The 22,822-nt window shown below is 64.8% G+C and carries 17 protein-coding genes; 10 read left to right on the top strand and 7 right to left on the bottom strand.

The window, feature by feature from the left end; translation table 11 throughout:
• Positions 1-185 precede the first annotated feature (185 nt).
• Positions 186-2,597, top strand: coding sequence for a glycoside hydrolase family 3 protein (locus AC3WJD_RS09280; RefSeq protein ID WP_492746326.1), 2,412 nt, complete (start codon positions 186-188; stop codon positions 2,595-2,597).
• A 20-nt stretch (positions 2,598-2,617) separates the two neighbouring features.
• Here the strand turns inward: AC3WJD_RS09280 and AC3WJD_RS09275 are convergent, their stop codons facing one another.
• The 3 genes from AC3WJD_RS09275 to AC3WJD_RS09265 form a co-directional block, all read right to left on the bottom strand.
• On the bottom strand, positions 2,618-3,658 hold the full coding sequence (locus AC3WJD_RS09275; protein ID WP_492746325.1) for a Gfo/Idh/MocA family protein: 1,041 nt from the start codon (positions 3,656-3,658) through the stop codon (positions 2,618-2,620).
• Positions 3,659-3,855: 197 nt separating this feature from the next.
• Entirely contained in the window at positions 3,856-5,148 is a 1,293-nt protein-coding gene (locus tag AC3WJD_RS09270; RefSeq protein WP_492746324.1) for an MFS transporter, read from the bottom strand.
• Positions 5,145-6,170 (bottom strand): LacI family DNA-binding transcriptional regulator, encoded by a 1,026-nt coding sequence (locus AC3WJD_RS09265; RefSeq protein ID WP_492746323.1) that lies wholly within the window; start codon positions 6,168-6,170, stop codon positions 5,145-5,147. Before AC3WJD_RS09265 ends, AC3WJD_RS09270 begins: the two co-directional genes overlap by 4 nt.
• 176 nt (positions 6,171-6,346) lie before the next feature.
• Here AC3WJD_RS09265 and AC3WJD_RS09260 point away from each other — a divergent pair, with 176 nt between their 5' ends.
• From AC3WJD_RS09260 to AC3WJD_RS09230, 7 genes are all read left to right on the top strand, one after another.
• Positions 6,347-7,627 carry a cation:proton antiporter gene (locus AC3WJD_RS09260; protein ID WP_492746322.1) on the top strand — a complete coding sequence of 427 codons (1,281 nt, stop codon included), beginning with the start codon at positions 6,347-6,349 and terminating at the stop codon, positions 7,625-7,627.
• A gap of 112 nt (positions 7,628-7,739) precedes the next feature.
• Positions 7,740-8,903 (top strand): fumarylacetoacetate hydrolase family protein, encoded by a 1,164-nt coding sequence (locus AC3WJD_RS09255; RefSeq protein WP_492746321.1) that lies wholly within the window; start codon positions 7,740-7,742, stop codon positions 8,901-8,903.
• Positions 8,900-10,330, top strand: a complete 1,431-nt coding sequence (locus AC3WJD_RS09250; RefSeq protein ID WP_492746320.1) for an aldehyde dehydrogenase family protein — start codon at positions 8,900-8,902, stop codon at positions 10,328-10,330. The genes AC3WJD_RS09255 and AC3WJD_RS09250 overlap by 4 nt, the downstream gene beginning before the upstream one ends.
• Positions 10,331-10,334: 4 nt before the next feature.
• Positions 10,335-11,120, top strand: a complete 786-nt coding sequence (xylB, locus tag AC3WJD_RS09245) for a D-xylose 1-dehydrogenase (RefSeq protein WP_492746319.1) — start codon at positions 10,335-10,337, stop codon at positions 11,118-11,120.
• A 3-nt stretch (positions 11,121-11,123) separates the two neighbouring features.
• A complete protein-coding gene (locus AC3WJD_RS09240; RefSeq protein ID WP_492746318.1) occupies positions 11,124-11,993 on the top strand; it encodes an SMP-30/gluconolactonase/LRE family protein in 870 nt (289 codons plus the stop codon).
• Between the two features lie 76 nt (positions 11,994-12,069).
• Complete coding sequence (locus AC3WJD_RS09235; protein WP_492746317.1) at positions 12,070-13,479, top strand: sugar porter family MFS transporter; 1,410 nt, start codon at positions 12,070-12,072, stop codon at positions 13,477-13,479.
• Between the two features lie 84 nt (positions 13,480-13,563).
• The gene (locus AC3WJD_RS09230; protein WP_492746316.1) at positions 13,564-14,406 is read left to right on the top strand and encodes an aldose 1-epimerase; all 843 of its coding nucleotides are present in this window, start codon (positions 13,564-13,566) and stop codon (positions 14,404-14,406) included.
• 38 nt (positions 14,407-14,444) lie between these two features.
• On the opposite strand, the gene AC3WJD_RS09225 is transcribed toward AC3WJD_RS09230, so the two are convergent.
• Both AC3WJD_RS09225 and AC3WJD_RS09220 read right to left on the bottom strand, forming a co-directional pair.
• Entirely contained in the window at positions 14,445-16,223 is a 1,779-nt protein-coding gene (locus AC3WJD_RS09225) for an IlvD/Edd family dehydratase (RefSeq protein WP_492746315.1), read from the bottom strand.
• A 71-nt stretch (positions 16,224-16,294) separates the two neighbouring features.
• Positions 16,295-17,383, bottom strand: coding sequence for a LacI family DNA-binding transcriptional regulator (locus AC3WJD_RS09220; protein WP_492746314.1), 1,089 nt, complete (start codon positions 17,381-17,383; stop codon positions 16,295-16,297).
• A gap of 368 nt (positions 17,384-17,751) precedes the next feature.
• On the opposite strand from AC3WJD_RS09220, the gene AC3WJD_RS09215 reads away from it, so the two are divergent.
• The gene (locus AC3WJD_RS09215) at positions 17,752-20,154 is read left to right on the top strand and encodes a glycoside hydrolase family 3 N-terminal domain-containing protein (protein WP_492746313.1); all 2,403 of its coding nucleotides are present in this window, start codon (positions 17,752-17,754) and stop codon (positions 20,152-20,154) included.
• A gap of 64 nt (positions 20,155-20,218) precedes the next feature.
• Here AC3WJD_RS09215 and AC3WJD_RS09210 read toward each other — a convergent pair whose 3' ends face one another.
• Together AC3WJD_RS09210 and AC3WJD_RS09205 are read right to left on the bottom strand one after the other, a co-directional pair.
• Positions 20,219-20,647 carry a hypothetical protein gene (locus AC3WJD_RS09210; protein WP_492746312.1) on the bottom strand — a complete coding sequence of 143 codons (429 nt, stop codon included), beginning with the start codon at positions 20,645-20,647 and terminating at the stop codon, positions 20,219-20,221.
• 442 nt (positions 20,648-21,089) lie between these two features.
• Entirely contained in the window at positions 21,090-21,986 is an 897-nt protein-coding gene (locus tag AC3WJD_RS09205; RefSeq protein ID WP_492746311.1) for an AraC family transcriptional regulator, read from the bottom strand.
• Positions 21,987-22,106: 120 nt separating this feature from the next.
• Here AC3WJD_RS09205 and AC3WJD_RS09200 point away from each other — a divergent pair, with 120 nt between their 5' ends.
• A complete protein-coding gene (locus AC3WJD_RS09200) occupies positions 22,107-22,715 on the top strand; it encodes a YkgB family protein (protein WP_492746310.1) in 609 nt (202 codons plus the stop codon).
• The last annotated feature ends 107 nt before the right edge of the window (positions 22,716-22,822 follow it).

Here is a 22,822-nt window from a genome sequence, read left to right as displayed (position 1 = left end):
CAATTTTTTTTGGCAACGTTGTCATGACAATTATCGCTCGCAACGACAGCCGTCCGCACACCCGTGCTGAAGCAGAGGATACCTGAATGCGCTTTCCAATCGTGCGTCACGCTTCGCTTGTCGCGGCCAGCATCGCCGCCTCCTGCGCGGCCAGCTTCGTCAAAGCACAGGAACCGCGCTCATCCGTGGCCCACCCCGAAATCTGGCCCAAAGCGAACTGGCCCTACCCGCATGACGCCGCGCTCGAGGCGCGCGTCGCTTCGCTCGTCGCCAGCATGACGCTTGAGGAGAAAGTCGGGCAGGTCATCCAGGGCGACATAGAAAGCGTGACGCCAGATGATCTGCGGCGGTATCACCTTGGCTCGGTGCTGAACGGCGGCAATTCAGCGCCCGGCGATGACGAGTTCGCACCGCCCGCGAAATGGCTCGCGCTCGCAGACCGATATTTCGACGCCTCGGTCGACAAGAGCGGCGGTCGCATCGGCATTCCGGTGATGTGGGGCACCGATGCGGTACACGGGCACAGCAACATCGTCGGCGCGACGCTGTTCCCGCACAATGTGGGTCTCGGCGCAGCGCACGACGCCGATCTGGTCGGGCGGATCGCCGAAGCAACCGCGGTCGAGCTGCGCACGACAGGCATGGAATGGACCTTTGCCCCGACGGTGACGGTCCCGCAGGATCTGCGCTGGGGCCGGGCCTATGAGGGATATTCCGAGGACCCCGCGCTGGTCTCCAGCTATGTAGGCCGCTTCGTCAGTAGCCTGCAGGGCGCGCCGGGCAAGGCACCGATCCTTGCCGGCCCGCACGTCCTCGCGAGTACCAAGCATTTTCTCGCCGATGGGGGCACCTGCGAGGGCCGCGACCAAGGCGACGCACGCATCAGCGAAGAAGAACTGCGCGACATTCACGGCGCACCCTATATCCCCGCGATCAACGCAGGCGTGCAAACCATCATGGCGAGCTTCTCGAGCTGGAACGGCGAAAAGCTGACCGGCCATAAGGGATTGCTGACCGATGTGCTGCGAAAGCGCATGGGTTTCGGCGGCTTCATCATCAGCGACTGGAACGCGCATGGTCAGGTCGCGGGCTGTACCAACGCCAGCTGCCCGCAGGCGATCAATGCGGGCCTCGACATGTATATGGCTCCGGACAGCTGGAAGCCGCTCTGGCACAGCCTGCTCGCACAGGTGAAGGGCGGCACGGTCCCGATGAGCCGGCTGGATGACGCGGTCTCCAACATCCTGCGCGTCAAGATCCGCGCGGGCCTGTTCGAAGCCGGGCGGCCGTCCGCGCGCGCGCTATCGGGCCGCTTCGAGCTCCTCGGCAGCCCCGAACACCGCGCGCTGGCGCGCGAGGCGGTTCGCAAGTCGCTGGTGCTGCTGAAGAACGAGGGGCAGTTGCTGCCGCTCAAAAGCAGCATCAGGGTTCTGGTCGCAGGCACCGCCGCCGACGATATCGGCCAACAGTCGGGCGGCTGGACGCTCACCTGGCAGGGCACGGGCGTCGACAATAGCCGTTTTCCGGGCGCGACTTCGATATGGAAGGGCATAAGGGACGCCGTGAGCGCCGCGGGCGGATCGGCCAGCCTGTCAGCCGACGGAAGCTTTGCGGGCAAGCCCGACGCCGCGATCGTCGTTTTCGGCGAAACGCCCTATGCGGAGTTCCAAGGTGACCTCAAATCGCTTCGCCTGAAGGGCGACAATGACCGCAGCCTTGGCATCATGCGGCGATTGAAGGCCGCGGGTATCCCGGTTGTTGCGGTCTTCCTTTCGGGGCGGCCATTATGGGTCAATCGCGAGATCAACGCCGCCAACGCGTTCGTCGCGGCGTGGCTGCCGGGTTCCGAGGGCGCGGGTGTTGCCGACATGCTGTTCCGCGAGCCGGACGGCAGCGTCGCCTATGAGTTTCAGGGGCGGCTGGCTTATCACTGGCCGCTTACCGCCGATGCCGCGGGCAAAGACCTGTTCGCATTGGGCTATGGCCTGAAATCGGCCGATGCGGGCACGCTGGCGTCGCTTTCGGAAGACCCCGGTATCGCGTCGGATGAGGATCTTGCCGGCACCTATTTCGATCAAGGACTGCCGACATCGGGCTGGTCGCTGCTGGTGAATGACGGCACCGCCAATTCGACGCGCATCACGACGACGCCGGTCGAGGCTGCGGGCGGTCGCCTTCGGGTGAGCGCGATCGATCATCTGACGCAGGAGGGGGCGCGCCGCTTCGTCTGGCGCGGCGACGGCCCCGCCACTGTGGCACTGGAGACCCAGGCACCGATTGATGTCGCACGCGAAACCAATGGCGACGTGCTGTTGCTCATGACGATGCGCGTCGACACGATGCCAACCGACGATGCCACACTTGTCGCGCGCTGTGGCCGCGCCTGCCAGGGCAAGGCACCGCTGCGGCTGAAGGGCCATATCGCGCCGGGCCAGTGGCGTACGCTGGGAATCCCGCTCAAATGCTTCGCGCAGACGGGTGCCGACATGACGCGACTGGTGGCGCCCTTTCAGCTCACCACCGCGGGACGCATGGACCTCAGTCTGTCGCGCGTCGCGTTGGGGACGGTGGCTGACAGCGTCCTGCCCTGCAACTGATCAGGCGAAACGGCCGATTCCTACGCAAGGACCAGCGTCACCGCGCGTCGCTCGCGCGCGGACTGATAGATCGCCTCGATGATGCGCATGTCCCTGAGCCCTTCCTCGCCGGAGACGATCGGTTCGGTTCCGGCCGCGATGCATTCGGGCAGATGGTCGAGCTGGCCCACGAACTGGTTCTTCGCCGGCGCCGGCAGCTCGCGGCGCTCGGTCACGCCGTCCTTGCGGACATGCATCACATGGCCCGAATAGGGCGTCGCGGGCTCCATCGCGATCCAGCCCTTCGTGCTGATGACGCGATAGTCGTTATGTCCCGAGCTGTAGCTCGATACGCAGCTTGCGATCGCGCCCGAGGGGAAGCGAAGCATGAAGTCGATACGGTCCTCGACGGTACGGAAGCGCGGATCGCTTCGGTCGGTCGATTCCAGCGCGACGACCTCGGTCGGCTCCTGCCCCGCCAGATAGCGCGCAGCGTTCAGGCTGTAGATGCCGATGTCCATCAGCGATCCGCCACCCGACATCGCACGGTCCAGCCGCCACTGGCCGGGGCTGATGTGGAAGCCATGCGCTGACGTGATCTGGCGTGTGGGCCCGACAAATTGCGTGCGAGCGAGTTCGATCGCGAGGCGATTGTGCGGCTCGAAATGGCAGCGATAGCCGATCATCAGGCGCCTGCCCGCCTTGCGGCATGCCGCGATCATTGCCTCGCACTCAGCCGAAGACATCGCCATCGGTTTTTCGCACATGACGTGCTTGCCCGCCGCGGCCGCGCGGATCGTATATTCGGCGTGCATGGCGACGGGCAAGACGACATAGACGATGTCGATATCCGGATTGTCGCGAATGCTGTCGAAGTTCTGGTAATTGTACCAGTGCGTTCGAGGCACGCCATATTCTGCGCCATAGCGTTCGAGCTTGGCAGGGGTGCCGCTGACAAGAGCCACCAGGCGCGCACTTTCGCAGTCCGGGAACTGCGGCATGATCTGCCGCGTCGCATAGGCTCCGAGCCCGACAATCGCGTATCCCATTTTGCGACCGCCCTCGCCACCAGACGCGGGCATTGGCGCGATCGCAGCTGTTAGCGTGGCCGCTCCTATCCCCCATACCACGCTGCGTCGGTTATGCCCGGCGATGTCCAAACCACGCCTCCCGCCCGGCTCGGGCGATATACATTGGCAACGCTATCTTAGCGGGCCAATTGCAGCGGCGAAAGGGACGCACGAGCCGCCAATGACCGGATAGCACGCGAGCCCGATGGCTATGCGCCAAGCACGCGATCGCTGCCGGGCACCCGTTTTGCGGGCCGATACAGCGTGACCGTTGCGAGACAGAGCGTTGCGGCGACGATGATCGCGGGCACCGTCGATCCCCCGCCCCGCCCATCGCCGGTTGTTATCATGCTCAACGCAATAAGCTGTGGCGCCAGCGCCTGCCCAAGTTTGCGCGCCGTTGTCGACAGGGCATAGACCCGCGCCGCACAGGGGGCCGTGGCCGCATTGCGCTCGAGGTCGCCGATCGCAGCGGGCACCAGCGACCAGAACATGACCGACATGCCGCAGCTTGCCGCGATGGCGATGCCCAGCAGCAGCGTTACCGTTGCGATGCCCGGTTCCGCCGCAAAAGGCATCAGCAGCAACGCCATCCAATGGATAGCGGCCGCAACAACCAGCGTCCCGCTCCGGCCAAAGCGCCGCGCGAACACGCCCCACGCGGGCGCGGTGACGAGCAGTGCGATGGAAGGAAGCAGCGCTGCCCAATAGCCCCAGCTTCCGGCCTGCAGGTCATGGTCGAAGAGGAAGAGGATCGATTTGAAGGTTGCCGTGGTGCTGAGCCCGGCCGCAAGGATTGTAGCGAGCAACCGTCGCAACGCGGCGCTCTCCCGGATCAGCGCGAAATAGGCGCGGCATTCCGACGCGAGTGACAGCCGATGCGGGGATGCGGCGGGAACGACGCGCTCGCGCACGAACCGCCAGGTCGTGAAAAAGCAGGGCTGCGCGAGCAAGCCGAGTATGAGTGCGCCCGTCATGAAGCGATGTCCATCGGCGTCATCGCCCGCAGGCTCCAAGGCGTAGATCAATGCCGCCACGAGCCCTCCCAAAGCCGCCCCCTGCATGCGGACCGAGGTAAGGCTGACGTGCTCGGCCGGAATGCCGGTCATGCGCGCGGTGAGCGCTGCATAGGGGATGTTGCCGCAACTATAGGCGAAACGCAGCAATATGTGCGTGCCCGCGGCATAGGCGATCCGGGCGTCGCCCCCGAAAGGAGGCGTCAGGAACGCAAGGGCAAGGGCCGCGCCGACCAGCGGCCCAGCAAGAAGTATCCACAGCCGCAAGGGGTAACGGCCCGCCGACCTGTCCACCGCCACGCCGATCAAGGGGTCGGCGATCCAGTCCACTACGGCACCCAGCAGGAAGATGCCCGCGGCTATGCCAAGCGGCAGGCCTAGTATCTCCACATAGAAAAACAGCAGGTACAGCTCGATCGATTGCCAGACGAGATTGAAGCCGAGATCGCCCGCCGCGTAGCCGAACCGCTCGCGGCGCGCGATCACTTCGCGCCCCGGTGTGGTCCCGCGGACTGGCGCACGATCAGCTCATAGGGATGATCGACCATCGACTGGTAAGGCTTCTTGTCGAGCATGGCGACGAGCATGTCCGTCGCCGAGCGCGCCATGTCGTAAACGGGTTGATGGATCGTCGTGATGCGCGGCCAGGTCACCTTGGCGATCTGGCTGTCGTCGAAACCGACGATCGAGACGTCGCCCGGCACATCGATGCCGAGATCATGCGCCGCCATGATCGCACCCCCTGCCATGTCGTCGTTCTGCGCGAAGATCGCGGTCGGCCGATCTTTCCGGTCAAGCAATCGCCGCCCCGCCTCCACGCCCGAATCATAGGTGAACATTCCCTGTTCGATCAGGTCGAGCCTGGGGGGAATGCCGGCTTCGGCGAGCGCCTTGGAGAAACCGAACAGCCGCGCCTCGCTTGCCGAATGCGTGGGGTCGCCCTTGATCAGGCCGATGTCGCGATGCCCGAGTTCGATCAGGTAGCGCGTCATAGCGCACGCCGCTTCGACATCGTCGGTCGTCGTGCTCGGCCCGATCTCGGGAAAACGCGTCGGCGCGATGCGCGTGAAGGGAAAGCCGCTCTCGCGCAGTTCCTCGAGGATCCTGGGGTGGTCGGACGCAGGCGGCGTCAGCACGACACCGTCGAGGGCGGCGGATCGCAGCAGCGCAAGCATGTTGCCCGCAACATTAGCGACCGATTCCACGGGCAGCACCACGAGGCGGTACCGCTCGCCATGAAGCCGGTCGAGCGCGCCATGCTGAAGTTCGACGACATAGTTGGGGCTCGGGTTTTCGTAAACGAGACCGAGCAGATAAGAGCGTCGCCCGACCAGTCCCTGCGCCACGACATTGGGCTGGTAGCTGAGCGATTTGGTGGCGCGAAGAACCTTGTCCTTCAATTCCTTGCGCACATGCGGCTCGTTGTTGAGCACGCGCGACACCGTCTTGATCGACACCCCCGCGGCGGAGGCAACGTCGATGATGGTTGCACGCTTCTTGCCTGACATTCCCCGCGCCTCACCCAATGAATTATAGACCAGTAACAAAACCTGCACGAACTGCCATCATCCATTGCGCGCCGATGGCCTGCGATCACGGATCCCCATTGCCCGTCTGCCCCTACTTGGGTAACAATATTTGACAACGTAAGACAATGGCCCGTCAGAGGCCGTGTGGGGGATGCATGACAAGTTCGGTTCATCATGTCGAAGAAGTGCTGGTCGCCACGCTCGTACAGCTGATCGTGATCATCCTCGTCGCGCGGCTTGCGGGAAACGCCGCCGTCGCCGCACGTCAGCCCAGGGTGGTGGGTGAAATCGTCGCGGGCCTCATCCTTGGGCCATCCTGTTTCGGATTTCTGTTTCCCCAAGCCTCGGCAGCGATCTTCGATCCCGTCGGAATGCCCATCATCCAGATCCTTAGCCAAATCGGGCTGATCCTGCTGATGTTCCAGATCGGCAGCGACTTCGATTTTGGCCATTTGCGTACACCGCGCAACAGGCGGGCGGCGATTCTTGTCGCGATAACAAGCATCGCAGTGCCGCTCGGCATCGGCGGCCTGCTGGGATATCTGACCGCGCCGATCCTCGCGCCGGGCGTCAATCCCGTGATTTACAGCCTGTTCCTGTCGGTCGCGCTTTCAATCACCGCCGTTCCCGTTATGGGTCGCATCCTCAGGGAATATGCGTTGACGCGCAGCGACATCGGCGTGATCTCGATCTCGGCGGCTGCGGTGAACGATGTGGTGGGCTGGACGCTTCTGGCGGCCATTGCGGCGCTGGCGTCTGCGCAATTCACGCTTGCAGGTTCCGGCGTGCCCGCACTTGGGCTGGTAATGCTCGCCGCCGCCTTCTGGTTGTTCGGGCGCCCCCTGATAGACCGGTTGCTCCGGGCCATGCCCGTTGTTGACGGACAAATCACCCCCCAGCTGATGGCGGTCGTCCTCGCCATGATATTCATGGCGGGGATCGCCACCGAGAAACTGGGCGTTTTCACGATCTTCGGCGGTTTCCTGCTCGGCCTGCTGTTCCACCGCCATCGCGATTTCGTTGAGGCATGGCAGCGCCAGTTGGGCCAGTTCGTCCTCGTGTTCTTCCTGCCGATTTTCTTCACCTATACAGGGCTCGGCACCAACATCGCCGGGCTTGAGACGCCATCGGAGTGGACATGGTGCGCAATTATCTTCGTCGGCGCTACGCTGGCGAAGATCGTCCCGGTCTATGCGGCCTCCCGGGTCGCCGGACTGAATTCTAGCGGATCATTGGCCGTCGGCCTGCTCATGAACACGCGAGGGCTGATGGAACTCATCGTTCTGAACATTGGCTTCCAGCTCGGCTTTATCCCGCAGGATGTTTTCACGATGCTCGTCATCATGGCAGTGGGAACGACGATGATGACGGGCCCACTGCTCCAACGCGTGCTGCATCGCGACGGCCGTCGCATCTCAGCGAGCGTTGAGGCCTAGGAACGATCATCACAGCGCCAGATTGAAACCGATCGCTTGGCGACACTTGACAGATCGGGCATAGCCGACAATGTTAGCGGTATCAATAATCGGTGATGGGTAGGAGAGCGTCTTGGGGTGGTGCGAATTCGCAGCGGCGGAAGTGCTGCCCGTTGATTGGCGCTCGGCGGTCCTCGTCGGCAGGATCCAGACGCCAAAAGGACCAACCCCCGTCGTGATACGCCAGGGTATCGTGCACGACATGACTTCGGTCGCGCCCACGGTCTCCGCGCTGCTTGATCACGACTTTCCAGCCAGGCTCGCGGGCACCGAACTCGGGCCGCTCGAGGAACTGCTGGCGGGCGACCAAGCGCTGCTCGCGCCGATCGATCTGCAATGTGTCAAGGCCGCGGGCGTGACCTTTGCGGTATCGGCGATCGAGCGCGTCATCGAGGAACGCGCGCACGGCGATGCGGGTGCCGCCGCGGCGGTGCGACAGAAGCTGGAAGCGCGTGTCGGTGGCAGCATTCGTGCGGTCGTTCCGGGTACCGCAGAAGCGGCAACGCTCAAGGCGGCATTGATTGAGGAGGGGCTGTGGTCGCAGTATCTTGAGGTCGCGATCGGCCCCGACGCAGAAATCTTCACCAAGGCCCCCGTGCTGTCATCTGTTGGCTGGGGTACCGATATCGGCGTGCGTTCCGATTCCACCTGGAACAATCCCGAGCCCGAAATCGTGCTGGTGGTGAATGCCCGGGGCAAAGTGGTAGGCGCCACGCTTGGGAATGACGTCAATCTGCGTGACTTCGAGGGGCGCAGTGCGCTGCTGCTGGGCAAGGCCAAGGACAACAACGCCTCGTGCGCGCTCGGCCCCTTCATCCGGCTGTTCGACGATGGCTTCACGATGGACGATGTGCGCGGGGCGATCGTCGAGCTGACCATCGACGGCGAGGACGGTTATCGCCTTGCGGGCAGTTCCTCGATGCGCGAAATCAGCCGCGATCCCGAACAGCTCATCGCGCAGGCGCTCAGCGAGCATCAATATCCCGATGGCTTCGCACTGTTCCTCGGAACGCTGTTCGCGCCCATCCAGGACCGCGACGAGCCGGGGCGCGGCTTCACGCACAAACCGGGCGATGTCGTGCGGATCACGACGCCGAGGCTTGGCGCGCTGGTCAATCGTGTGACAACATCAAAGGCAGCGCCGCCCTGGACGATGGGCATCGGCGCGCTGATGTGCAATCTCGCGAACCGCGGTCTGCTCCATGCCGTTTCGCAGAAAAAGGAAGTCATGCAGTGAAACTCACGCACTATATCGCCGGCGAGGCGGTTGGCGCCGACAGCCCCAATGCCAGCATCAACCCGTCGGACACCAACGAGGTGGTGGCGCATTTCCCGGATGGCGGGGCAGCCGAGGTCGACCAGGCGGTCAAGGCGGCGCGTGCTGCGTTCCCGGGCTGGGCGGCGGCGTCGCCCGAGCTGCGTTCGGACCTGCTCGACAAGGTGGGCGCGACACTGATGGCGCGTGCGGGCGAGCTGGGCGAACTCCTCGCGCGAGAGGAGGGCAAGACCCGCGCCGAGGCGACGGGCGAGGTGATGCGCGCCGCACGGATCTTCAAATATTTCGCGGGCGAGGCGCTGCGTCGCCATGGCCAGACGCTGGAATCGACGCGCCCGGGGCTGGATGTCTCGACATATCGCGAGGCGGTCGGCGTGTATGGGTTGATCACTCCGTGGAACTTCCCCATCGCGATCCCGGCATGGAAGACGGCGCCCGCGCTCGCCTTCGGCAATACCGTCGTCCTGAAGCCCGCCAATCCGACGCCCGCGATCGCGCATGCGCTCGCGACGATCATCCACGAAGCCGGGGCACCGCCGGGGGTGTTCAACATGGTGCTCGGCATGGGCGGCGTGGGTGCCGCGATCGTCGACCATCCCGACGTCGACGGCGTCTCCTTCACCGGATCGCAGGGGGTGGGCGCCAAGGTCGGCATGGGCGCGATGGCGCGGCAGGCGCGCGTCCAGCTCGAAATGGGCGGCAAGAACCCGCTCGTCATCCTCGACGATGCCGATCTCGACCGCGCGGTCGCGATCGCGCTTGATGGCGCCTTCTTCCAGACCGGGCAGCGCTGCACCGCATCGAGCCGGATCATCGTCCAGGACGGCATTCATGACCGCTTCGTCGCCGCACTTGCCGAGCGCGCCGCGGCCCTGCGCGTCGGCAATGCGCTCGATCCCGACACGCAGCTGGGCCCCGCATCGAGCGAGAGCCAGTTCGAACAGAATCTGCGCTATGTCCGCATCGCGACCGATGAGGGTGGGCGGCTGGTGACCGGCGGCGAGCCCTTGAGCCTTGCCACACCGGGCTATTTCATGAGCCCCGCGGTGATTGCGGACACCGATCCCAAAATGCGGATCAATAATGAAGAGGTGTTCGGCCCCGTGGCGAGCACGGTGCGCGTGAAAAGTTATGAGGAAGCGCTCGATATCGCCAATCAGGGGCAGTTCGGCCTGTCTTCGGGGATCGTCACCAACTCGCTCAAGCATGCACGCCATTTCCGTCGAAATGTCCGCGCGGGCATGGTGATGGTGAACCTGCCCACCGCGGGCGTCGACTATCACGTCCCCTTCGGCGGCACGCGCAAATCGAGCTACGGTGCACGCGAGCAGGGCTTCGCCGCCATCGAATTCTACACCCAGACCAAGACCGTCTATGTCGGAGACTGAGCCTTTGCTCCAGGCCACGAGCGCCGCCGCGAACAGCGCCACCTACCCTAGTCTTGCGGGCAAACGGGTGCTCATCACCGGCGGCGGCAGCGGCATTGGTGAAGGTCTCGTCGATGCCTTTGTCCGGCAGGGTGCGCGCGTCGCCTTCGTCGATATTGTCGATGCGCCCTCGCGCGCGCTCGTTGCGCGGCTCGGTGCAGCGGGTGCGCACGTCCCGCGTTTCGAACATTGCGACCTGACCGACATTGCCGAGCTCAAACGCGTAATCGCTGCGCTGGATGCGGAATTGGGCGGCATTGACGTACTCGTCAACAACGCTGCCAATGACGATCGACACACGATCGCGGAGGTGACTCCGGAATATTGGGACGAGCGTATCGCGGTGAACCTGCGCCACCTCTTTTTCGCGGCGCAGGCGGTGATACCGTCGATGAAGAAGGCCGGTGGCGGCGTCATCCTGAATTTCGGGTCGATCAGCTGGCACCTCGCGCTCAACGAACTGGTGCTCTATCAAACCGCGAAGGCTGGGATAGAGGGGCTGACGCGCTCGCTTGCCCGCGATCTTGGCCGCGACAATATCCGCGTGAACACGATCGTTCCGGGCAATGTGCAGACGCCGCGCCAGATGAAATGGTACACCCCCGAAGGCGAGGCCGAGATTGTCGCCGCGCAATGCCTTGACGGGCGCATCCAGCCTTCCGACGTGGCCGCGCTCGCTGTCTTCCTCGCGTCCGACGATGCGCGAATGTGTACGGGCCACGATTATTTCGTCGACGCGGGCTGGCGCTGAACCATGACCGAGGCCACCCCCGTCTACCCCCTTGGCGCAACGCTGGGCGAAGGGCCCTTCTGGTCGGTTGGCGAGCAGAAGCTGTGGTTCGTCGACATCAAGCAGAAGAAGATTCACCGCTTCGATCCGTCGGCGGAGAAGTTGCAAAGCTGGAACGCCCCCGCACAGCCCGGCTGGGTCCTGCCCACCAATGACGGCGGCCTCGCCACCGGCCTGCAGACGGGGCTTCACCGCTTCGATCCTGCGACAGGAAGCTTCACCACCCTCGCCGCTCCCGAAGCCGACTTGCCGGGCAATCGACTGAACGATGCGACGGTCGATCCGCTTGGCCGGCTCTGGTTCGGCAGCATGGACGATGGCGAGACCAATGCCACAGGTCATGTCTGGCAGTTCGACCGCGGGCATATTTCGAGGACGGCGATCGTGCCGGTTACGATCACCAACGGCCCCGCCTTCTCGCCCAACGGCCGGATCCTCTATCATGTCGACACGCTGGGTCGCACAATCCACGCATTCGATGTCACCAACGATGGTCTGCTCGCAGACCGCCGGATCTTTGCAAGGATCGAGGAGGGCAAGGGCCATCCCGACGGCCCCACCGTCGACAGCGAGGGCAACGTGTGGGTCGCGCTCTTTGGCGGCTGGGGCGTACGGCGTTACGCGCCGTCGGGCGAGCTGACCGGCTTTGTCCGCTTCCCTGTCGCCAACGTCACCAAGATCGCTTTTGGCGGGGGCGGCTTCCGGACCGCCTATGCGACGACCGCGAGCAAGGGCCTGTCAGACACCGAACGCGCGGCTCAGCCGCACGCCGGCGATCTCTTCAGCTTTCGCGTCGACGTGCCGGGGCTACCGATGACGGCGATAAACTTATAGGGAACAAGCAGAAAAGGGGCACCGCGCCGGAAACACAGCACAATATCGGCGCGCAAGAGGGAGGGATTGAAAAGCGATGCAAACGCAAGCAACGGGCCAGGTGAACATCGCGTTCATCGCGGCGATCGTCGCCGTCGCCACGATCGGCGGCTTCATGTTCGGTTATGACAGCGGGGTGATCAACGGCACCCAGGACGGTCTGGAACATGCCTTTGACCTTTCCAAGCTCGGCACCGGCCTGAATGTTGGCGCCATCCTGGTGGGCTGTGCCGTCGGCGCATTCATCGCAGGCCGGCTTGCCGACCTGATCGGGCGGCGGAGCGTGATGATGATCGCCGCGGTTCTCTTCCTGCTCAGCGCGCTCGGCGCGGGTGCCGCAGGGTCTTCGGCGGTGTTCATCCTCGCGCGCTTCATCGGCGGCCTCGGCGTCGGCGCCGCAAGCGTCCTCTCGCCCGTCTATATCAGCGAGGTGACGCCCGCGAGCATCCGTGGCCGGCTGTCGAGCGTCCAGCAGATCATGATCATCACGGGCCTGACCGGCGCCTTCGTCGCCAATTATCTGCTGGCGGCCACAGCGGGCGGTTCGCAGGCGGAATTCTGGCTCGGCTATCCCGCATGGCGCTGGATGTTCTGGATGCAGTCTATCCCCGCCGCCGTCTATTTCATCGCCCTGCTCTTCATCCCCGAAAGCCCCCGCTACCTCGTCGCCAAGGGCAACAGGGAACGCGCCGCGCACGTGCTCACGCGGCTGTTCGGCGCCGAGGAAGCCGCGCGCAAGGTGCGTGAGATCGAGGCCTCGCTCGCGACCGATCACCATCGCCCCAGGCTGTCCGACCTGATCGACAAGTCTACCGGCAAGGTCCGCAAGATCGTCTGGGCGGGCATCGGCCTTGCGGTCTTCCAGCAGCTCGTCGGCATCAACATCGTATTCTACTATGGCGCGGTGCTGTGGCAGTCGGTCGGCTTCAGCGAGGATGACGCGCTGAAGATCAACATTCTTTCGGGTTCGCTCTCGATCCTCGCCTGCCTGTTCACGGTGATGGTCATCGACAGGATCGGGCGCAAGCCGCTGCTGCTGATCGGCTCGGCCGGCATGACACTGACGCTGACCGTCGTTGCGGCCTGTTTCTCCACCGGAACGCTCGAGGGCGGGACACTCCATCTGTCGGATCAGACGGGCATCATCGCGCTGGTCGCGGCCAATGCCTATGTGGTCTTCTTCAATCTCAGCTGGGGCCCCGTCATGTGGGTGATGCTGGGCGAGATGTTTCCCAACCAGATCCGCGGATCGGGCCTCGCGGTCGCGGGCTTCGCGCAGTGGATGGCGAATTTCGCGATCAGCGTCAGCTTCCCCGCGCTTGCCGCCAGCATCGGCCTTGTCGTGACTTACGGATTCTATGCGCTGAGTGCGCTCGTCTCGTTCTTCTTCGTCCGCGCCATGGTCCATGAGACCCGCGGGCTCGAGCTGGAAGCGATGGCGGGATGAGGCTCGCGGCGCTCGCCGCGGCCGGTTCAGTGCTTCCCGCGGGACCGTTCGAACCTGCTGTGCAGTGACAAGAAAGGCGCCAGATTGCCGACCCTGTCAGCGGGACCCTGGACCATCGCACTGAACCCGGAACTGGGCGGCGCGGTGACGACATTGCAGCATCGCGGACACGACGTTCTACGCCCCTGCCCGCCCGATACCCGCAATGTCATCGACACCGCCTGCTTTCCGCTGCTGCCCTATGCCAACCGCATCGCGCACGGGCGCTTTGTCCTCGATGGTCGCGAAAGGCGCGTGCTGCTCAATTTTGGATCTCATCCGCATGCGCTTCATGGGGTCGGTTGGCACTCGCGGTGGGATGTCATCGCCCAGGACGGAGCCGCGATCCTGATGCGTCATGAGCATGATGGAGGTCCCGACTGGCCCTGGCGCTACCGCGCCGAACAGTGCATCTCCCTCGGTGACAAGCATGTCGATTTCAGCCTGTCGCTCGAAAATCTCGACGACATGCGGATGCCGGCTGGCCTCGGTTTTCATCCCGCCTTCCCGCTGGACGATCGGACGCATCTGCGTGCCGCACTCGGCGCCGTGTGGCTGGCGGACGCGGATTGCCTGCCAACGCGCCGCGCCGCGCCCGACCATTTTGCGGATTGGCGATCGGGCGCGCGTGTCCGCCGTGACACGCTGGTCGACCATTGCCACGAAGGATGGGATGGACGGCTTGAGATCATCGCGCCGGACATCGTCGTCCGTATCGAAGCCTCGCCAGGACTTGAGTGGCTGCATATCTGTATTCCGCCCGGCGAGGACTATTTCTTCGCCGAGCCCGTCGGCCATATGCCCGACGCGCTCAATCGCCCCGAAGAGCCTATGCCCATGCTCGCGCCGGGAGATCGGCGCGTAGCGACGATGCGGATCAGCGTGTAGCCTGCCGAGCGGGCCTGAACACCCGCATCGCGCAGGCCTCAATGATTGTGCCGCGGGGTCCGCTTCGACGTGGCGCGATATTTGAGTGCCATTTCTAGCACTGCGCCATCGGCGAGCTGCCCCGTCTTCTCGCGATAGATCTCCTCCCAGGGTGTCTGGCTGGCCGGCACCGGCGGCGGCGGGGCAGCGCGTCGCCGCGCGATTTCATCCTCGTCCACCAGCGCATCGCAGCGTCCGGCATTGAGGTCGATGCGGATGGTGTCCCCCGTCATCAACCACGCCAGTCCGCCGCCCGCCGCGCTTTCGGGGGACGCATTGAGGATCGAGGGGCTGTCCGACGTGCCCGACTGGCGCCCGTCGCCGAGCGTTGGCAGGCTCATGATCCCGCGTCGTAGCAGCGCGTCGGGCGGCTGCATGTTGACGACCTCGGCCGAGCCCGGCCAGCCGATCGGACCCGCACCGCGGATCACCAGGATGCAGTTCTCGTCGATCCCGAGCGCCGGGTCGTTTATCCGGTGATGATAATCGTCCGAGCCATCGAAGACGATCGCGCGTCCCTCGAACACACCCTCGCGGCCGGGCACGGACAGATAACGCGTGCGGAACTCCTCGGATATCACGCTCGTCTTCATGATCGCGCAATCGAACAGATTGCCCTTGAGCACGAGAAAACCCGCGCGCTCGCGCAACGGCGCATCATAGGAAAGGATAACCTCGCGGTCCGACGCCTCGCGCCCCGCGACATTGTCCGCCACGCTTCGGCCGGTCACGGTCAGGCAGGTGCCGTCGATTTTCCCCTTTTTGAGCAGTTCGCACATGACCGCGGGGACGCCGCCCGCGCGGTGGAAGCGTTCGCCGAGATATTTGCCCGCCGGCTGCATGTTGACGAGCAGCGGCAGGTCATAGGCGCCCATCCAGTCTTCGGTCCGTATCTCCAGTCCGGCATGGCGCGCCATCGCGACGATATGCGGCTGCGCGTTGCTCGACCCGCCGATCGCGGTGGTGACCGCAATCGCATTGAGAAATGCCTGGCGCGTCAGGATCCGTGAAGGACGCAGATCCTCATAGGCCATGTCGACGATGCGGCGGCCGGTCTGGTAGGCGATCTGGCCGCGCTCGCGATAGGGTGCGGGGATCGCGGCGCACCCGGGCAGCGACAGCCCCAGCGCCTCCGCGACGGCGTTCATCGTCGAGGCGGTGCCCATCGTGTTGCAATGCCCCGCCGAAGGCGCCGACGCGCAGGCAGCGTCGAGAAATTCCTCCTCGGTGATCTCGCCCGCCGCGAGCTTGCGCCGGCTGCGCCAGATGACGGTGCCCGAGCCGACCAGATCGCCCCCGTGCCACCCGTCGAGCATCGGTCCGCCCGAGAGCACGATCGCCGGGATGTCGACCGTCGCCGCCGCCATGATCCCCGCGGGCGTGGTCTTGTCGCAGCCCGTGGTCAGCACGACCGCATCGATCGGATAGCCGTGCATGATTTCGACCTGCCCCAGATAGGACAGGTTCCGGTCGAGCGCCGCCGTCGGCCGCCGGCAATTCTCGAAGATCGGATGGACGGGATATTCCATCGGGATGCCGCCGGCGTCGCGGATGCCGTCGCGCACGCGCCGCGCCAGATCGAGATGGATGCGATTGCACGGCGAAAGGTCGCTCCCGGTCTGGGCGATGCCGATGATCGGGCGTCCGGAACGAAGCTCCTCGGGAGTCACGCCATAGTTCATGAAGCGCTCGAGATAGAGCGCAGTCATGTCGCTGCGCGCCGGGTCGGCAAACCAGTCGCGCGACCTGAACGGACGCACGGGACTTCGGGTTTTCATGCAATCCTCCACCTGCCGGCACAGGGCCGGAAGTCTATCGTAACGCCTTATGGTAACGCTACCATGGTACGTCAGCGCACCTTGTCAAGCTTTGCGCGCGAGGTAGGCGGCCGCCGACGCGGCGCCGCATCGGACTGACGCCGAACCAGCGAGAAATCGAGCAGCACATGCGGGTGCCGCTCCTTCTGCTTGGCGCGCCTGCGGCGAATCTCCTCGATCAGCAGGTCAACCGCAGCGCGCGACATGTCGGTGATCGGTTGGTGGATCGTCGTGAGTTCGGGCCAGATCGTCATCGCCAGCGCGGTATCGTCGAAGCCGCAGACGGTGATGTCACCCGGTACATCGAGCCCATGCCGATGCGCGACGGCAACGCTCGCCGCGGCCATGTCGTCATTGCTCGCAAAGATCGCGGTCGGCGGCTCGGCCAGGCGCAGCAACAGCTCGGCGGCGTCGAGCCCGGAACGATAGGTGAAGAAGCCCTGCACGATCAGTTCGTCCACCGGTTCGATACCCGCCGCCTCGAGCGCGGCGCGATAGCCATCGAGCCGGCGTTCGCTCGCGCTCTGGTTGGGGTGCCCGATGATGAAGCCGATACGCTGGTGCCCGAGCGCGATCAGATGCCCGGTCATTTCGAACGCGGCCTTCCAGTCATCGATGCTGACCGCGGAGACGGTGTCCGCGGGCCGGCCTGTCGCGACGGCAACCGCGGGTGTTCGCGCCTCAGACAGCTTCTCGATCACCCGCGCAGCGTCGCACAGCGGAGGGGGCAGGATGATTCCGTCGATGCCGCTCGCGATCAGCCTTTCGGCCACGACCTCCTCGTCGGTGCCGGGCTCGCATTTGGCTACGACGAGCTGGACATTGCTGCGGCTGCACTGGTCGAGCCCGCCGACCAGGAATTCGCTCAGATAGGCGGCGCTCGGATTGCTGTAGAGCAGGCCGATACGGATCAGGTCCGCACTGGCCAGGCTCCGCGCCGCGGGATTGGGTGCATAGTTGAGCTCGCGGATCGCCTCTTCAACCAGTTCGCGCGTCGATTGCTTGACGTTCTTCTCGCCATTGATCACGCGCGAAACGGTCATCGGAGATACCGCCGCGCGCCGTGCGACGTCATGGATGGTCGACCTCCCGCCGTGGCGACGATTGGGCTTTGAATCCACGCAAAATCTCCCGACTGTTACCCGTTCACTACATCAATATGGTGCGTCCGCAACAAGGAGGGCGACACCGTGTTGAACATCTGCTCCTGAACCAATCGGACCATAGCGCAGCCAGAGGTCGTCGGCGTCCCCGGCCTGGGCCGTGCCGGTCAGGACGACCAGCGCAGGGGGGAACCATCCATGGAGCAGCGTACGCAACATATCGCCCCCTCTCAGATCGGCGCCGCTTGCCAACGGCGTTCCCCTCCCCCCTCTGACGCGGGGATTGACAAGCCCATGAAGAGCATATCATGTTAGCGCTATCAATAGACACATCGACAAGATGATTGCAATAGGGCGCAACGCCGCCCACGGGAGAGGGAGGCTTCATGCGGTTCAGCGCGTTCGCTCGCAATTCGGGAATGATGATGGCTGCGCTGGCGGCGCTTGTACCGCCGGGCGCTGCGTCGGTGTCGGCCCAGCAACCCGCCGCGCAGCAGCGTGAAACCCCGCTCTACAAGAATGCGCGCGCGCCCGTTGAAGCGCGCGTCGAGGACCTGCTCGGACGCATGACGCTCGAAGAGAAGGTCGCGCAGCTGCTCGCGGTCTGGCAGAACAAGCCCGAGGTGCTCGACGCCAACCTCCAGTTCGATCCCGCCAAGATGTCGGCGCGCTACCCGAACGGGCTTGGCCAGTTCTCGCGCCCTTCGGACGCCAAGGGCGCGTTCAGCCCGCGCGTCGTCCCCCGTCATACCGGCGAGCAATCGATGAAGCTGGCCAACACGCTCCAGCACTGGGCGACCGAAAAGACGCGGCTCGGCATTCCGCTGCTGTTCCACGAAGAGGGGCTGCACGGCTTCGCAGCGGTAGGCGCGACCAGCTTTCCACAGGCGATCGGCCTCGCCTCGACCTGGGATCCCGACCTCATGCGTGAGATCAACAACGTGATTGCGCGCGAAATCCGCGCCCGCGGCGTCCACCTTGTCCTCTCGCCCGTGGTCGATGTGGCGCGCGATCCGCGCTGGGGCCGGATTGAGGAGACCTTCGGCGAGGATCCCTATCTCGCGGGCGAGATGGGCGTGGCCGCGGTCGAGGGACTGCAGGGTACGGGAGACAAGCTCGCCCCCGGCAAGGTGTTCGCCACGTTGAAGCATCTGACCGGGCATGGTCAGCCCGAGAGCGGCACCAATGTCGGCCCCGCGCAATTCTCGGAACGGACGTTGCGGGAGAATTTCTTCCCGCCCTTCGAGGAGGTCGTGACGCGGACCAAGGTCGGCGCGGTCATGCCGTCCTACAACGAGATCGACGGCGTGCCGAGCCACGCGAACAAGTGGCTGCTGACCGACGTGCTGCGCGGCGAATGGGGCTTCACGGGCGCGATCATCTCCGACTATTCGGCGATCGACGACCTGGTGAACCTGCACAAGGTGGCGGGCAGCCTCGAAGACGCGGCGGTTATTTCGCTCAACGCGGGCGTGGATTCGGACATGCCCGACGGCCTGTCCTTCGCGTCGCTGACCAAGGCGGTGCGCGACGGGCGCGTGTCGCGGGCGCGGATCGACGACGCGACGCGCAAGATGCTCACGCTCAAGTTCCGTGCGGGGCTGTTCGAAAATCCCTTCGCCGACGCCGCCAGGGAAAAGGCGATCACCAACAACGCCGAGGCGCGCGCGCTCGCGCTCAAGGCCGCGCAGCGCTCGATCATCCTGCTCAAGAACGATGGCATGCTCCCGCTCGCCATGCCCAAAGGGGGAGCCGCCAGGCCGACCATTGCGGTCATCGGACCCAGTGCTGCGGTCGCACGGCTTGGCGGCTATTATGGCGAGCCGCCCGTCAAGGTCTCGATCCTCGAGGGGATCAAGGCGAAGGTTGGCAAGAATGCGAACATCGTCTTCGCGCAGGGTGTGAAGATCACCGAGAATGACGACTGGTGGGCCGACGAGGTCCAGCTGTCGGACCCGGCGCAGAACCGCAAGCTGATCGCCGAGGCCGTTGAGGCCGCGAAGGGGGCGGACCAGATCATCCTGACCTTGGGCGACACCGAACAGACCAGCCGCGAGGGCTGGGCGAAAAGCCATCTCGGCGACCGCGCCAGCCTCGACCTCGTCGGCGAGCAGCAGGAGCTGTTCGACGCGCTGAAGGCGCTGGGCAAGCCCGTGACCGTCATCCTGATCAATGGTCGCCCCGCCTCCACCGTGAAGATCGCGCAAGAGGCGAATGCGCTGATCGAGGGCTGGTATCTGGGTGAACAGGGCGGCAACGCAGTGGCGGACGTGCTGTTCGGCGACGTCAATCCGGGCGGCAAGCTGACCCTCACGATCCCGCGCAGCGTCGGGCAGTTGCCGATGTTCTACAATGCCAAGCCGAGCGCGCGGCGCGGCTATCTTTTCGATACGACCGACCCGCTTTTCCCCTTCGGCTATGGCCTCAGCTATACCAGCTTCGACATCAGCGCCCCGCGGCTGTCGCAGTCGCGCATCGCGCCCAATGGCAGCCTCACCGTCTCCGTCGATATCCGCAACACCGGAAAGCGCGCGGGCGACGAGGTGGTCCAGCTCTATGTCCGCGACAAGGTGAGCTCGGTCACGCGCCCCGTGAAGGAGCTGAAAGGCTTCACGCGTGTGACACTGGCGCCGGGCGAAAGTCGCACCCTGACCTTCACGCTCGACCAGAAGGCATTTCGCATGTGGAACGCCGAGATGAAGCGCGTCGTCGAGCCCGGCGAGTTCGATATCATGGTGGGTCCGAACTCGGTCGATCTCAAGGCCGTCACGCTGACGGTCGCGAGCTGAGCCGGTGCGGGGGCGTACGACGCGCCGTGAAGCGCTGCGCGCCTCCACCATTTGTCCAGCAGGACTATTTCCTGAAGGAGGCCGGCAACTCCTGCGGACTGCAATGATGCATGAGGGCCGTATCCTGAATGGTCACTTCGATCCGGCCCGGCCCTTTGGAAGAAAGCTGGATGCCCTGCGGGTCCTGCTCTTCAAACTCACCCGCGAACTGCAGCCAGTATCCTCCATCCTGGCGACTAACCGAGGCGAGCTTTGTCTCTCCCGCATCGTCCTCATAAATGTTCCAGACGCTATTGTGGCCGAACTTCATGACCGATGTTGGGCGGGAGCATTGTTCGCCCTCATTGACGTAATAGCCAAGTTTGATGGGGACTTTCGCCATGAGGCCGGAAGCAGCGGGAGCACCCGTGCCCGACGGGTCAGCCGCGAGCGCTGCCCCCGCTGACATCATCGCAACTACTGCGCAAAGCCCGTTTCTCGCCGTGTCATGCATGGCCGGTCTCCGTCCGATGAAGTTCGTCACTTTACGCGCGCAACCTGCTTGCTGTTCCAACCCCCTGCCAGAGGTTGCCTGACGTTCTGATCGCTTTGGGTGGCGATAAAACCGACCGTAACCTCTCCGCAGATGGCCGCCAATAACCCCAAAGGAGCATCCGGCCTTGCGCGGACTGCTGGACGGATCGGATTCCGACAACACCACCCGGCCTCTTCCCGTGCATGGTTCGATCCGTTTGCGCGAGCTCCCTGCGCTTCTTTCGCCTTCGCGGCGACCAGCCGCGTGCCGGGCGGCATGGTCAGCCGGCACTTGGTCGCGCGCCGGTGACGGGTCCGCCATTCTTGTTTCCCAAAGCCCGGTGATCTTGGTGGGGCTGGCGCGGATCTCGGCGTCGGTGATCTGTGCCTGCTCACGGCGCGAAGCAACGGGATAACTCGCGCTACCGCCTCGCTCCGGCGTGTTCCCCTCTCCCCGGCTCCGCATCGTCGCGGCCGACCTCGCGCGCAGGTGTGCCGAAGTGGCGGGCGAACGCCCGCGAGAACGCGGCCGCGCTGGAATAGCCTACCTGCGGGGCGACCGCCTTCGCCGGGCGCCCCGCTTGCAGCAGGGCGCGCGCAACGGACAGACGCCACCGGGTCAGGTATTCGCCCGGCGCCATTCCGACGACACGCTGGAAGGTCTCGGCGAAGACGGTGCGGGACATGCCGGCTTCGTCCGCCATACGCTCCAGCGTCCAGGCGTCGCCCGGGCGCTCATGGATCCGGATCAGCGCCCGGCCCAGCGCCGGATGAGCTAGCCCTGCGAGCAATCCATAGCCGGGTTCCGGCGCATCCATGAAGCGGCGCAGCATATAGATCAGCACCACTTCGGCCAGCCGGTCGAGCGCGGCCCGACGGCCGCATTCCCGCGCCGATGCCTCAGCAAACAGCAAGGAAAGGGCGCTGTCGAGCACGTCTTGCGGCGTCAGCGGCAGCACGAGCACGGGAGGCAGCCCCTGTTCGAGCGGATTGCCCTGCCCGCCCAGATCGATCTCGGCGCATACGAGTTCCGCCCCCTCGTCCTCTTCGGCGATCAGCCGGTGTGTGCTTGTCCGGGGAAACAGGATGGCAGCGGGCGCCTGAAGCGTGGCGCGGTCCATCACGTCGCTTTCCACGGCGAGGCGCCCGGCACGCAGGACGTGCAAGTGCCCCAGCCCGCCGGGTTGCCCGAATTCTTCGATGCCGCAAACCAGCCCGGTGTGGAACACGCGTGCAGAGATGCGGATACGATCGAACAAGGCAGCCAATCGGTCCGGTAGCGCGGATTCGGGTGCCCTCGGCGTCACGACATCGGCCATCGGACGATCTGCAATCCTTCGCGGACAACAAGTGCGGAAGCCTATGTCATTCCCCCACACGTGTCGAGGCGCCGATCACAGCAGGGCCCCTCGAATCGCCCCAAGCCAAGGAAACCGATCATGCCGAACATCGTCCTCATGGGCCGCGACAACCGATCCACCGAGCCGGGCGCGTTGCTCAGGCTGGCCCCGTCGCCATCCGCACTGGCGGGCGATCCCGGCCGCCCACACAAAGGAAATCCCACCATGTCCCACAAGACCGATACCATCGACCGCGCGTTGGCGGCTGCCGAGCCCCTGGCGCGCGCCGGCCTCTTCATTTCGCTCGCGATCATCTATTTCTGGTTCGGCGGAATGAAGTTCACGGCATATGAAGCCGAAGGACTCGTTCCGCTTGTGTCGAACAGCCCGCTGCTGGACTGGTTCTATGACATCTTCTCGGTTCGCGGCTTCTCGTCGTTTCTCGGCGTCCTCGAAGTGAGCATCGGCCTTCTGGTGCTGCTCGGCCTGTTCAAGCCGGCCAGCTCGGCGCTCGGCGGCTTCCTGTCCGCCGGCCTGTTTTTCACGACGCTGAGCTTCATGCTGACGACCCCCGGCACCTTCGAGCCGAGCCTCGGCTTTCCGGCAATCAGCGTTGCGCCTGGCCAGTTCCTGCTGAAGGACATCGGCCTGTTCGCGGCTTCGCTGTGGATCTTCGTTGACTCGGCCCGCCGCCTGCGGCGGACATAGCAAGGCAATCGGCCCCGGACCGTGTACGGTCCGCGGCCCTCCGCCGCCGCTCCCCTCTGGAAAACGGGCCATTCTCGGCAGCCTGCCGGACCTGCCGGGAACACCGT

The organism is Sphingobium sp. FW306-1B-F04DB (assembly GCF_058781925.1).
Note: the sequence above shows the minus strand (reverse complement) of the source record. Positions and strands in the feature narration are given on the sequence as shown.